Raw genomic sequence first — 12,369 nt, 5'->3', positions numbered from 1 at the left:
ATAATTTAAAAAATGACTTCAAAAACTGTAGCAGAACTACTGTCCCAAGAGGTAACTTTACAAGATGTTACTATAAAAGGTTGGGTAAGAACTTTTAGAGCAAACCGATTTATAGCCTTAAACGATGGTTCTACCATTAATAATATTCAATGTGTTGTAGATTTTGAAAATTTTGATGAAGCTACGTTAAAACGTGTTACTACAGGTGCTGCTATCCATATCACGGGTGAATTAGTAGAAAGCCAAGGAAAAGGACAATCGGTAGAAATTGTTGTAAAAACATTAGAGATTTTAGGGGATTCTGATCCTGAAACTTATCCTATTCAACCTAAAAAACACTCTTTTGAATTTTTAAGAGAGAATGCACATTTACGTACAAGAACAAATACTTTTAGTGCCGTAATGCGTTTACGTTCCTCTTTATCATTCGCTGTACATAAATATTTTAACGAAAATGGTTTCAACTATATGCACACACCAATTATAACAGGTAGTGATGCTGAAGGTGCAGGTGAAATGTTTAAAGTATCAAATTTAAATGCAAAAACACCACCTTTAAACGAAGATGGCACTATAAATTACAAAGAAGATTTCTTTGGTAAGGAAACAAACTTAACCGTTTCTGGTCAGTTAGAAGCTGAAACTTACGCCATGTCTTTAGGTAAAGTATATACTTTTGGACCCACATTTAGAGCAGAAAACTCTAATACAACACGTCACTTAGCTGAATTCTGGATGATTGAACCAGAAGTTGCCTTTATGGATTTAGCTGGGAATATGGATTTAGCTGAAGATTTTATGAAATCTGTTTTAAGTTATGTATTAGAACATAATAAAGAAGATTTAGAATTTTTAGACAAACGCCTTTTAGACGAAGAAAAGACAAAACCTCAAGCAGAACGAAGTGAAATGAGCTTAATTGAAAAAATTAAGTTTGTTGTAGATAATAACTTTAAACGTGTTAGCTATACAGAAGCTATTGATATTCTAAGAAATTGTAAACCTAACAAGAAGAAAAAATTCAATTATATTATTGAAGAATGGGGTGCAGATTTACAATCTGAACACGAACGTTTCTTAGTTGAAAAACATTTTAAATGTCCGGTAATTTTATTCGATTATCCAGCAAACATTAAAGCATTCTATATGCGTTTAAATGAAGATGGTAAAACGGTAAGAGCTATGGATATTCTTTTCCCAGGAATTGGAGAAATGGTTGGTGGGTCTCAACGTGAAGAACGTTTAGACGTTTTAAAAGAAAAAATGAAAGCTTTAGATATTTCTGAAGAAGAATTATGGTGGTATTTAGATTTACGTAAATACGGAACCGCTGTACATTCAGGTTTTGGATTAGGTTTTGAAAGACTTGTAATGTTTGCCACTGGAATGGGAAATATTAGAGATGTCATTCCTTATCCAAGAACACCACAAAACGCAGAATTTTAATTGTTATATAATAATAATAACCTGACAGCTTTTTGAAACCTGTCAGGTTTTTTTCATTACATTTATAAGCAACAGAAATTTTATGTCTTTAAAGCAGTTTTTACAATTTAAGCTCTCTCAGAAGCTTTCACCACAGCAGATTCAACTTATGAAGTTGATACAACTGCCCACACAAGCATTTGAGCAACGTTTAAAGCAAGAATTAGAAGAGAACCCTGCATTAGATACTGGAAAAGAATCTGAAGCAACTGAAGATAATATTGATGAGTTTGACAACTCAGAAACTGAATTCGATGACAATGAAACCATCGAAACTGATGATATTAATATTGATGAATATCTAAGTGATGATGAAGTACCAGAATACCGCACACAAGCCAATAATTATAGTGCAGATGATGAGGATAAAACAATGCCTTATGCTGCGGGTACTTCTTTTACACAACATTTAATAAACCAACTAAACACGTTTAGACTTACAGATAATGAGGAAGAAATTGCTTATTTCTTGGTTGGTAGCGTAGATGAAAGTGGTTATATACGCCGTTCTTTAGCTGACATAACAGATGATTTAGCTTTCACTCAAAATATTTACACAACTGAAGAGGAGGTTGAAAAAGTCTTAAATATAGTCCATCAATTAGATCCTGCAGGTGTTGGCGCGCGTAATTTACAAGAATGTTTAAGTATTCAATTGCATAGAAAAGAACAAAACCCTGAAGTAGAGCTAGCAACTACAATTATAGACAAGGGCTTTGAACAATTTACAAAAAAGCATTATAAAAAATTAATGCAAAAATTTAACATCGATGAGGAACAACTCAAAGATGCTATTGAAGAAGTTGAAAGACTAAACCCTAAGCCAGGCGGATCTTATGCTGGTAATAATAAGATTGTAGAACATATTGTACCCGATTTTGCCATAAAGATTGTAGATGGAGAATTAGAGTTAACTCTTAATGGTAGAAATGCACCCGAACTTCATGTTTCTCGTGAATATAACAACATGCTTAAAGGTTATAAAGAGACGAAAGAGAAGTCTAAAGCCCAAAAGGATGCTGTAATGTTTATTAAACAAAAATTAGATGCTGCAAAATGGTTTATTGAAGCCGTAAGGCAAAGACAACAGACCTTATTTGTAACCATGAGTTCTATAATGCATTACCAAAAAGAATACTTTTTAAGTGGTGATGAGCGTAATTTACGCCCTATGATTTTAAAAGATATAGCAGACGAAATTGAAATGGATGTTTCCACCATATCTCGTGTTGCTAACAGTAAATATGTAGACACGCCTTATGGTACTAAATTGATTAAAGAGTTTTTCTCTGAATCTATGACTAATGATAAAGGGGAAGAAGTTTCTACTAAAGAAATTAAAAAAATTCTTGAAACGGTTATAGAAGAAGAAAGTAAAAAGAAGCCTTTAACAGATGAAGCACTTTCTAAAATATTGAAAGAAAAAGGGTATCCAATTGCAAGAAGAACAGTAGCTAAATACAGAGAACAGCTTGATATTCCGGTAGCTCGCTTAAGAAAAGAACTATAAGTAAACTTTTTATGAAAGATTTTATATTAAAAAGTGTATCGTTCATTTTTCACCCCTTAATTATGCCTCTTTTAGGCTTGTTGTTTTTCTTTTCTAAAACACCACGCTACATTCCTTTGCATGTAATGAAAGCCAAAATTTTCTCAATCGTAATACTCACTATTATATTACCAATACTATTATTTTTTTTACTGAAGACCATAAATAAAGTTAATAGTATCTACCTAAAAAGTACCAGAGAACGTTTAATTCCTTTATTTATTAATTGTATAATAATTGCATTAATTCTAATAAGAGTACTAACCCCTAATGAAATTATAGAATTACATTATTTCTTTTTAGGAATTCTATGCTCATCTCTAATATGCTTTATCTTAGCTGTATTAAAAATTAAAGCGAGTATTCATATGATAGCTGCATCAGGTTTTTTTATGTTTGCTGTAGCATTGAGCTTACATTATCATATAAATATTAGTGGCACTATTGCACTAATGTGTATTATAATGGGTGCAATTGCAACTTCACGTTTACATTTAAAAGCGCATACGAATCAAGAATTAATTATAGGAATATTTACAGGATTTACACCTCAGTTGATCCTTTTAAATTACTGGTTATAAGATATAAAACATAAGTCCTATTTTTAAAGATTTCATATCAATAGATTCATTATCAAGTTTAGAATCTTTGTCAAAAATAGAATTAAGTCCATAATACACATGAAAATTCCAAGTGCTATACCCAGCACTTAAAGTTAAACCATATTGAAGCTTATTGAAATTATCAATATTAGAGAGTTTAACGTCCCCTAAATCACTTTTAAACTTAATGACGCTATGAACTAAATACCCAAACTTAAAACCTGTATATATACGCCAAAAGCTATAATCTTTAACTGTAGAAGTTCTCCATCTAATTTCTAGAGGCACTTCAATTAAATAAGTAGAAAATTTATTTTTAGAAACATTATAATCATCCTCATTAATGATTTCGAAAGAAACTTCATTATCTGCTTCTTGAATCAAAACATTTTTTTGGTTATAAGAATTTGCTGAAATACCTAATCCTAAACCAATAGCTACATTACGTTTTTTATTTATTGGCATATCTCTAATAAAGCCAAAATGAAAACCAGAAGAAAAATCCGTTTGAGAAACACCAGAAGGTTTATGGTTAAGTAAATTATACGTTACAGAAGCATAGAATTGATCCTCTCTATATTTTTCATACAGTTCTGAATTATCATACTTATCCTCTTGAGCAAACCCCAAATAACTGAATAAACCAATAAAAAATAACACCCCTATTTTCATACTTATAAAACTACAAAATCTTTAATAGTAATTACATAAAAAAACGCCCTGATTGCTCAGGACGTTATATTTATAAAACTAAAAAAATTAGTTTATTGTTCAAGTTTTGAATTTGCAATGTACATTAATTTTAATGCATTTGCTTTACGTAACTCTTGTTTAATATCAGATACTAAACCTGCATTTGTGTTTTTATCAACCTTAAGACCGACAACAACTTTACTCTGCAGTTCTTCATTCATTTCACTGATACCTTGGTACACTGAAGACTGAACATCTTCAACTGTAATAAAAGCATCATTAAATTGAATTCTTGGCTCTTCTCCAAATTTCTTGTATTGAGCACTAGGTTTACCTGCGTAGATAAAAATAGTTCTGTCTTTTTTAAGTTGTTCTACTTGATCTGCACTTGGTAGTACATTTTCGATCATTAAAGAACTATCTCGCATTACAGTCGCAACCATAAAAAAGAAAAGCAACATAAATACAATATCAGGAAGAGATGCCGTTGAAATCGCTGGCAATTCACCTTTTTCTTTTTTTCTAAATTTAGACATATTGGTTTCTTTTAGTTTTTATCTGGTTCTGCTTCAGACAATTTCATAGGGAATAATTTCTTAACGGTTTCTATACGCTCATTAAGCACTTCATCCTTACTATATTGATTCTTCTCTTTCTCTTCTAACATTGCTGTAAAAACTTTGTCAGAGTTTGGATAATACTTTTTGTATAATCTCTCTGCTTCACGTTCACGCAAGTAGTTGTAGGCTGCAACCAACTCATTCTGTACTTCTATGTACTTTTCATAAGTGGTTTCCCTGTCATGTTTCATTGAGATAATTGCTTTATCTGGATGATCCGATGAATCGGATAAACCTTCTCCTTTACAATAATCACAAGATTGACCTGCTGGATTTGTTCCCCCACCATTATCTAAGAAATCTATAGCTGCTTGTCTTAATTCACTAATAGGAAGTTCTTCCTCTTCTACTAAGAGTTGGTTGTTTCTATTAATATTAACAGTAAATAAATTCTTTTGTTTAATAACTGGCGGTTCTACTTGAGTGTCATCAATAGGTGGCAAACTTCTTAATAAACCTTTATCTTTTTCAATAGTAGTTGTTACTAAGAAAAAAATAAGTAATAAGAAGGCAATGTCAGCCATTGATCCTGCATTTACTTCGGGTGCTGCTCTTTTTGCCATAATATATTATTTGCTAATTATTCTTTTTGCTCCTGCAAAAATCATTGCTCCTGCTGCAATTGCTAACAGTAAATAGAAAGACACTAACCCAGCTCCTACGAGTTGTGATGTACTTTCACTTGCAAATCCTCCTTCTTGAAGAGTATAAGACATAGCATCACCACCAGAGATGACATATGCTATAATTAATACAACGGCAAACGATCCAACACCTATTAAAGTGTTTTTAAGGCTGTCAGTATTTGTAAATAAGTTTTTTATTACAAAAAACAATACAAAAACTAATACTAAAGCCAAAATAACATATGCTACATAAGCCATAGGGTCAACTAAACCGTCTTCACCTCCTGTTTTTATAGCTTCATCTCCTACGGCTAAAATACGCACTAAGAAAATAATACCTAAAAAACCAAGTATAGCTACAAGTATTTTTGATATAGTTTTAAAATTCATAATTATTTTTTATTTTTTATGTCTTACTAATAAATCCATCAAAGTAATTGATGCATCCTCCATATCGTTTACAATACTATCAATTTTAGCAATGATATAATTATAAAAGATTTGAAGTATAATAGCTACGATAAGTCCAAAAACTGTTGTTAAAAGTGCTACTTTAATACCACCTGCTACTAATGAAGGGTTCATATCACCTGCTGCTTCAATTTTATCAAAAGCAGAAATCATACCTATTACAGTACCCATGAAACCAAGCATTGGTGCTAAAGCGATAAATAAAGAGATCCAAGATACATTCTTTTCTAATTGACCCATTTGAACACCACCATAAGCTACTACAGCTTTTTCAGCAGCATCAGTACCTTCATCAACTCTATCTAAACCTTGATAGAATATAGAGGCTACTGGTCCTTTTGTATTTCTACAAACTTCTTTAGCAGCTTCAACACCACCAGAGTTAAGTGCATCTTCTACATTTTGAGTTAATTTTTTAGTGTTTGTTGTTGAAAGGTTTAAATATATAATTCTTTCAATTGCAATTGCTAATCCTAGGATTAAACATAATAATACAACACCCATAAAGCCTGCACCACCTTCGATAAAACGCTTTTTTAATTCTTGATGGAAACTCAAATCTTCAGAAACTGGTTCTTCTTGAGTTACATTTGTTACAGTTGCTGCTGTAGTTGCCAATGTTGTTGCATTAGCATTAACAGTTCCGATAGCCATTAAACATGTTATGGCAAGGATAGAAAATAATCTTTTCATTGTCTAAATCTTAATTTTATTAGTTAAAGTGTTAAAGATAAAAAAAAATATGCAATTACAACACAAATATCAGCAGAGAAGAAGGGATTCGAACCCTCGATACCCTTTTGGGGTATACACACTTTCCAGGCGTGCGCCTTCGACCACTCGGCCACCTCTCTCTCTAAAATCTATTTCAAAATTACATTCGGCCAAATAACGAAAAAATCTTCAAACACTAAAATATATAATGTTATTTTTAGGACAATTCTCCACGTAAAGATGTTTCGAAAATAGTTTTAAAATCTTTTTTTTCAATATTCTCTCCTAAAAGATACATCAATTTGGTAATCGCCGCTTCCGTAGTCATATCTTTTCCAGATATTACGCCCAATAACCTGAGTTGTGAACTGGTTTCATACTGCCCCATATTAACACTTCCACCTGCACATTGAGTCACGTTCACAACATGTAATCCATTTCTTACGGAGTTTTTAATTAATTCCAAAAACCAAGGTTCTGTAGTTGCATTTCCTGAACCATAAGTTTCAAGAATTAGCCCTTTAATTAGTTTACTTTTAAGAACAGCTTCGCAAATAGGTCTAGAAATTCCAGGAAATAATTTTAATATACCAACATTAGTATCCATTGCCGTACGCAAAATCAGTTCAGTATTAGGTTTTGGTTTCCATAACGAATCTGAATTTACATTTAAATGTACGCCAGATTCTGCAAGATCTGGATAGTTAAATGACTCAAAAGCTTCAAAATGTTCTGCATTAAGCTTAGTAGTTCTATTCCCTCTATATAATTTGTATTCAAAGTATAAACAAACTTCCCTAATCACTGGCAAACCTTCTATATTTAAAGATGCCATTTGTATAGATGTAATTAGGTTCTCCTTAGCATCAGTACGCAAATCACCAATTGGTAATTGAGAACCTGTTAAAATTACAGGTTTTGCTAAATTCTCGAGCATAAAACTAAGTGCAGATGCCGTATAACTCATTGTATCGCTACCATGCAAAACTACAAAACCATCAAACTTTAAATAGTTATCACCTATAATGGTTGCAATATCTCCCCAATATTTAGGATTCATATTAGAGGAATCTATTGGCTCTTCAAAAGAAATAGTATCAATAGTACAATCTAATAGATGTAATTCTGGGATTTTAACTAGTAAACTATCAAAATCGAATGACTTTAATGACCCAGTATATACATCCTTGATCATACCGATTGTTCCTCCGGTATATATTAATAAAATGTGAGGTTGTTTTGTCATTTAAAATCCGAATATAGTTTTTGAATTCTCTGTGGTGATACGAGCAACCTCATCTTCACTGATACCATATAATTCTGATAATTTTTCGACTACCTTATATATATGAGCGCTTTCGTTACGTTTTCCTCGGTATGGTTTTGGTGCTAAATACGGTGAATCGGTTTCTAAAACAATGTGTTTCATGTCTATTTGATTAATAAACTGATCTATTTTACCATTTTTAAAAGTCACTACGCCACCTATACCTAATTTCATATTATATGAAATAGCTTTTTCCGCTTGTTCTAATGTTCCTGTAAAACAATGAAAGATTCCGAATAAATCATCCGATTTCTCTTCTTCTAATACTTTAAAAACTTCATCAAATGCATCTCTACAATGAATAACAATAGGTAACTGATATTGTTTTGCTAAATTAATCTGGTGTCTGAAGGCTTCAATCTGAATATCTGAAGTAGACTTGTCCCAATATAGATCGATACCAATTTCTCCGATAGCACAAAACTTACGCTGTGATAATAGGTCTTCAACATGATTTAATTCTTCTTTATAATTCTCTTTTACCGAAGTGGGGTGCAATCCTGTCATTAAAAACATATACTGCGGAAAATCTTTTTCGAGTTGAAGCATTGCATTCGTATATGAAGAATCTATGGCTGGAATAAAAAAACGTGTAACTCCTGCCTCTAATGCGCGATTAACCATCTCTACTCTATCGTCATCAAAAGCATCACTATATAAATGCGTATGTGTATCTGTAATTATCATTTTGTAAAAGTAAAAAAGTCATCTTGGTTTTGATGACTTTCATACTAGTATTTCTTGTATAATAAACTAATTAAAATAACGTGTAATTAATCTAACTTCTTCAATAGTTTTTGTGCTGACTTATAATATTCTGTATCTTCAGGTATTGTTTTTAAAACCTCTTTACAGCCTGCTTTTTGTTCTTGTTTTAAATAACTTAAAGCTAAAATCCACTTGGCATTATCTCTATAAGCCGAGCTACCATTTATAATTTTAAGAAGTAAATCGTCACCTTCTTCAAACTGATTCGTTTCTACCAAAGCGATACTTTTATAAAGTTGAATTTCTAAATTCGCAAAATCATCTTCTAAAATAATATTAAAAGCAACTAATGCGTCTTTATAATTTTTAGCATTAAAACTCTCTTCGGCTTCTATAGTCACTTCATCACCGGCACTTCTGGTCATTAAACTGATTGAATGAAAATCATTGTAATCTTCATAAATTGGATCTGAAACTTGATTGAACATAAAAAATCCTAATAAAACCATTACCGAAGCCGCAACTATATATTTAAAGAGATTAGGTTCTTGAGACACTTCTTCTTTAGATTCACCTGATTCATGCTTATTAAAATACAGACTAGAAACAACATCTAAATTGGCTTTAAAATCTGAAGCTTCCTGCTCATTAGCAATCTCGTGCTTTAAATGAGAAGATAAATCTTTATAAATTTGAAATGCTTCGTTTAATTTAGAATCTGTTTGCAAGCGATTTTCAAAATCTAACAATTCATTTTGAGACATTTCACCAGAGACATAAGCTTCAAACTGTATATAATCTTGTTCTTCCATAATACTAATAATTCAGTAGGTTAAATTTAGGTGATGCCTGCACTAGTTTGGTTAATTGCCCAATACACAAGGATTTTTTCTTTCGTGCATAAGCATAAGTAATATTGAGACTTTTAGCAACTTCTTCCATTGACTTAATTTTGAAAGTTGCATTAAGTAAATCTTTACACGCGTCACCAAGTTCTTGAAACATTTCTTTAAATAAAGCTTCTTTATTTTCAAAAACAGAAGTTTCAAAAGACAATATTTGTGCATCATCATCCTTAGATAAAACTTCTTCGTTAATTGTTACCTCTTTTCTCCCACTTTTCTTTAATTGATTTAACCATTTGCGTTTACAAAGCAAGAAAAAGTAAGCATCAAAGGGACAAGTTAATTGTAACTTATTCTGTTTTGCCTGATTATATATTGTAATGATGGTTTCTTGAATAACATCTTGCGCATCGTAAGTATCCCCGCTATTATTCTTTATATAGTTAATCACCTTAGGTGCAAACTTATCGTAAATAGCTTGAGTAATAAATGTATTGTTTGCTGCCAATCCATCAACATACTTCTGATCTTCATGTATTTTTTTTGCGCTCATGACCCCATTATTTTCAACGAATTTAAAAAATCTTTCTAAAATGAAGGTAACAATTCTAAACAGGTTTTGATATAAGGGTGTAACAACAGAAAAAGAACCTATAAAAGGGTAACAATTTAACCACTCTGTCTATATAAGTACAAATAAACATTTTAAAGTCAACAATATGAAAAACTTAAAAAAAATCGCAGTTCTATTAACATTTAGCTTATTAGCAATCACATCTTGTGACAATGACGATGACGCAACAAACAATGCATGTGATGAATCTTATGTAAATACACTAATTACGAATGCGTTTTCCTTAGCAAATGGCTATGATGACTTGCCAGAGACCATGGACTTAGAGACGCATCAATATCGAATAAAAATAAATGCAAATGGTGAAATATGTAGTGTTGGGTATCAAAATCCAAGTACTTGGACGGGTAGTTACTTAATTTTAATAAAAAACGAAACCACAAATCAGCAAACCTCTGCCAATCTTTCTTTTTCACAATCTCAATTAGAATATAAATACATATCACCTCTTATTGTTAATGCAGGAGATATTATTAAAGTAGAACGCACAATATTTGGCCACACACTTTTAAATGAAACAATTGGTAGAATATTAAGAAAGTCCGATTATTCTAATGTTCCTTATCCAATAACACAAGGAAATGTTGAGTTTTTAAGTTCCGATTTTTATGGAGCTGGAGGGCCTGTTCCAAATTTTGCTCAACCTTATATTCCTTTAGGATTTAAAGTGAATTAAATATAAAAATCTTGCTAACATCGTTTGTTATTAGTGAATCAAACACAAATGTTTACGTTTAATTTAGAGGGAGACTATAGTCGGTACTGAAAACTTCATTAACAGTTTTAATGAATGATTTACCTTAAATCTGAAGTACCCACTTAGTCATCAAGTCAGAAATTAATTTTTCTGACTTTTTGCATTCATGAACCCATTGTTTTCAATGAATTAAAAAAAATCTTTCTAAAATGGGGTAACATTTCTAAACCGGTTTTGATATAAGGGTGTAACAACAGAAAAAAGAACCTATAAAAAAGGTAACAATTTAACCACTCTGTTTATATAAGTACAAGTAACATTTAAACCTAATAATTATGAAAACGACAAGAAATCCTTTTTTCAAAAAAAGTACAGAACCTATTTTAATTAAAAAACTATGCAGCCTTTTTGCCCTAATCACAGTAACCGCATTATTAACTACGAGTTGCAATCCAGAAGATGACAACCAAAATGAAACACCTAATATTGCATCACCTACAGCTCAAGAATTTGATAACATTAGAGCTATTGCATTAGAGAATCACACACAAATGTTTACGTTTAACACAGAAGACACTTACATTTCTTTAACCTCAACAAATGGTGTTCAAATTAATATTAACGCCAATTGTCTTACCGCCAATGGCAATCCTGTTACCGGAGATATTACTTTAGAATATATTGAGATTTTTAAAAAAGGAAGTATGTTAACCACTAATAAACCTACAATGGGTGTGTTACCAGGAGGAGATAAAGCTTTATTAATTTCTGGAGGTGAATTCTTTATAGAAGCAACACAAAACGGAACTGTTCTAGATACGACTTGTAGCTTTCAGTTAATAATCCCTTCTAGCCTAACAGGTAGTTCTGATCCTGACATGACTCTATGGAATGGAGAAATTGACGCCGATGGAAACTTAGCTTGGGAAGAAGCTGATAATGAAAATGGAGAAGAAGAAGGAGAAGTTTTCTTAGAAGGCGAAAATTATTATACAAATATTGAAGGGTTTGGTTGGACTAACGTAGATCGTTTTTACAGTGATCCAAGACCAAAAACAACACTTCAAGTACAAGCACCAGAGGGTTACGACAATCAAAACAGTGCTATTTACTTATCTTATGACGGAGAAGCACCTGCTTTAGCTTACTTAGATACTTTTGATGAAGACTTAAATATTTTTAGTGAGCATTACGGACAAATTCCAATCGGCTTAGCTTGTCATGTAATATTTATTACAGAATCTGATGGCATATGGAGATACGCAATCAAACCAGTGACAATAGTCGCTAATGATATAATAACATTTAATTTAGGGGAGACTATAGTTGGTACTGAAGCTTCATTAACAGCTTTAATGAATGATTTGCCTTAAATCAGAAGCACCTACTTAGTCATCA

At 31.7% G+C, this 12,369-nt stretch carries 14 protein-coding genes and 1 tRNA gene; 5 read left to right on the top strand and 10 right to left on the bottom strand.

Annotated elements, in window-relative coordinates; all coding sequences use genetic code 11:
• The first annotated feature begins 12 nt into the window (after positions 1-12).
• From asnS to HSX10_RS11505, 3 genes are all read left to right on the top strand, one after another.
• Positions 13-1,446 (top strand): asparagine--tRNA ligase, encoded by a 1,434-nt coding sequence (asnS, locus tag HSX10_RS11515; RefSeq protein ID WP_173588372.1) that lies wholly within the window; start codon positions 13-15, stop codon positions 1,444-1,446.
• 82 nt (positions 1,447-1,528) lie between these two features.
• Entirely contained in the window at positions 1,529-2,995 is a 1,467-nt protein-coding gene (rpoN, locus tag HSX10_RS11510) for an RNA polymerase factor sigma-54 (RefSeq protein ID WP_173588371.1), read from the top strand.
• Positions 2,996-3,006: 11 nt separating this feature from the next.
• The gene (locus tag HSX10_RS11505; RefSeq protein WP_173588370.1) at positions 3,007-3,615 is read left to right on the top strand and encodes a hypothetical protein; all 609 of its coding nucleotides are present in this window, start codon (positions 3,007-3,009) and stop codon (positions 3,613-3,615) included.
• Here the strand turns inward: HSX10_RS11505 and HSX10_RS11500 are convergent.
• The 10 genes from HSX10_RS11500 to HSX10_RS11455 all read right to left on the bottom strand — a co-directional run bounded on the left by HSX10_RS11500 (position 3,610) and on the right by HSX10_RS11455 (position 10,193).
• Entirely contained in the window at positions 3,610-4,308 is a 699-nt protein-coding gene (locus HSX10_RS11500; RefSeq protein WP_173588369.1) for a porin family protein, read from the bottom strand. The genes HSX10_RS11505 and HSX10_RS11500 overlap by 6 nt on opposite strands.
• 92 nt (positions 4,309-4,400) lie before the next feature.
• Positions 4,401-4,865: an ExbD/TolR family protein gene (locus HSX10_RS11495; RefSeq protein ID WP_173588368.1), complete on the bottom strand. Its 465-nt coding sequence runs from the start codon at positions 4,863-4,865 to the stop codon at positions 4,401-4,403.
• A gap of 11 nt (positions 4,866-4,876) precedes the next feature.
• Positions 4,877-5,512 carry an ExbD/TolR family protein gene (locus HSX10_RS11490; protein WP_173588367.1) on the bottom strand — a complete coding sequence of 212 codons (636 nt, stop codon included), beginning with the start codon at positions 5,510-5,512 and terminating at the stop codon, positions 4,877-4,879.
• A 6-nt stretch (positions 5,513-5,518) separates the two neighbouring features.
• Positions 5,519-5,965, bottom strand: a complete 447-nt coding sequence (locus HSX10_RS11485; protein ID WP_173588366.1) for a hypothetical protein — start codon at positions 5,963-5,965, stop codon at positions 5,519-5,521.
• 9 nt (positions 5,966-5,974) lie between these two features.
• Positions 5,975-6,739, bottom strand: a complete 765-nt coding sequence (locus HSX10_RS11480; RefSeq protein WP_173588365.1) for a MotA/TolQ/ExbB proton channel family protein — start codon at positions 6,737-6,739, stop codon at positions 5,975-5,977.
• A 73-nt stretch (positions 6,740-6,812) separates the two neighbouring features.
• A tRNA-Ser gene (locus HSX10_RS11475) sits at positions 6,813-6,900 on the bottom strand.
• 77 nt (positions 6,901-6,977) lie between these two features.
• The gene (locus HSX10_RS11470) at positions 6,978-8,006 is read right to left on the bottom strand and encodes an asparaginase (RefSeq protein ID WP_173588364.1); all 1,029 of its coding nucleotides are present in this window, start codon (positions 8,004-8,006) and stop codon (positions 6,978-6,980) included.
• A complete protein-coding gene (locus HSX10_RS11465) occupies positions 8,007-8,774 on the bottom strand; it encodes a TatD family hydrolase (RefSeq protein ID WP_173588363.1) in 768 nt (255 codons plus the stop codon). It abuts the gene before it with no gap.
• A gap of 86 nt (positions 8,775-8,860) precedes the next feature.
• On the bottom strand, positions 8,861-9,607 hold the full coding sequence (locus HSX10_RS11460; protein WP_173588362.1) for a tetratricopeptide repeat protein: 747 nt from the start codon (positions 9,605-9,607) through the stop codon (positions 8,861-8,863).
• 4 nt (positions 9,608-9,611) lie between these two features.
• Positions 9,612-10,193: an RNA polymerase sigma factor gene (locus HSX10_RS11455; RefSeq protein ID WP_173588361.1), complete on the bottom strand. Its 582-nt coding sequence runs from the start codon at positions 10,191-10,193 to the stop codon at positions 9,612-9,614.
• Between the two features lie 166 nt (positions 10,194-10,359).
• On the opposite strand from HSX10_RS11455, the gene HSX10_RS11450 reads away from it, so the two are divergent.
• A complete protein-coding gene (locus tag HSX10_RS11450) occupies positions 10,360-10,950 on the top strand; it encodes a hypothetical protein (protein WP_173588360.1) in 591 nt (196 codons plus the stop codon).
• A 356-nt stretch (positions 10,951-11,306) separates the two neighbouring features.
• The gene (locus tag HSX10_RS11445) at positions 11,307-12,344 is read left to right on the top strand and encodes a hypothetical protein (RefSeq protein ID WP_217363263.1); all 1,038 of its coding nucleotides are present in this window, start codon (positions 11,307-11,309) and stop codon (positions 12,342-12,344) included.
• The last annotated feature ends 25 nt before the right edge of the window (positions 12,345-12,369 follow it).

Origin of the sequence: Winogradskyella undariae (genome assembly GCF_013285155.1) — a bacterium.
GTDB lineage: Bacteria > Bacteroidota > Bacteroidia > Flavobacteriales > Flavobacteriaceae > Winogradskyella > Winogradskyella undariae.
Note: the sequence above shows the minus strand (reverse complement) of the source record. Positions and strands in the feature narration are given on the sequence as shown.

Excerpts from the sequence above, each read along its gene's own strand:
- asnS (WP_173588372.1), top strand. The coding sequence starts at position 13 with ATGACTTCAAAAACTGTAGCAGAACTACTGTCCCAAGAGGTAACTTTA.
- rpoN (WP_173588371.1), top strand. The coding sequence starts at position 1,529 with ATGTCTTTAAAGCAGTTTTTACAATTTAAGCTCTCTCAGAAGCTTTCA.
- HSX10_RS11505 (WP_173588370.1), top strand. The coding sequence starts at position 3,007 with ATGAAAGATTTTATATTAAAAAGTGTATCGTTCATTTTTCACCCCTTA.
- HSX10_RS11500 (WP_173588369.1), bottom strand. The coding sequence starts at position 4,308 with ATGAAAATAGGGGTGTTATTTTTTATTGGTTTATTCAGTTATTTGGGG.
- HSX10_RS11495 (WP_173588368.1), bottom strand. The coding sequence starts at position 4,865 with ATGTCTAAATTTAGAAAAAAAGAAAAAGGTGAATTGCCAGCGATTTCA.
- HSX10_RS11490 (WP_173588367.1), bottom strand. The coding sequence starts at position 5,512 with ATGGCAAAAAGAGCAGCACCCGAAGTAAATGCAGGATCAATGGCTGAC.
- HSX10_RS11485 (WP_173588366.1), bottom strand. The coding sequence starts at position 5,965 with ATGAATTTTAAAACTATATCAAAAATACTTGTAGCTATACTTGGTTTT.
- HSX10_RS11480 (WP_173588365.1), bottom strand. The coding sequence starts at position 6,739 with ATGAAAAGATTATTTTCTATCCTTGCCATAACATGTTTAATGGCTATC.
- HSX10_RS11470 (WP_173588364.1), bottom strand. The coding sequence starts at position 8,006 with ATGACAAAACAACCTCACATTTTATTAATATATACCGGAGGAACAATC.
- HSX10_RS11465 (WP_173588363.1), bottom strand. The coding sequence starts at position 8,774 with ATGATAATTACAGATACACATACGCATTTATATAGTGATGCTTTTGAT.
- HSX10_RS11460 (WP_173588362.1), bottom strand. The coding sequence starts at position 9,607 with ATGGAAGAACAAGATTATATACAGTTTGAAGCTTATGTCTCTGGTGAA.
- HSX10_RS11455 (WP_173588361.1), bottom strand. The coding sequence starts at position 10,193 with ATGAGCGCAAAAAAAATACATGAAGATCAGAAGTATGTTGATGGATTG.
- HSX10_RS11450 (WP_173588360.1), top strand. The coding sequence starts at position 10,360 with ATGAAAAACTTAAAAAAAATCGCAGTTCTATTAACATTTAGCTTATTA.
- HSX10_RS11445 (WP_217363263.1), top strand. The coding sequence starts at position 11,307 with ATGAAAACGACAAGAAATCCTTTTTTCAAAAAAAGTACAGAACCTATT.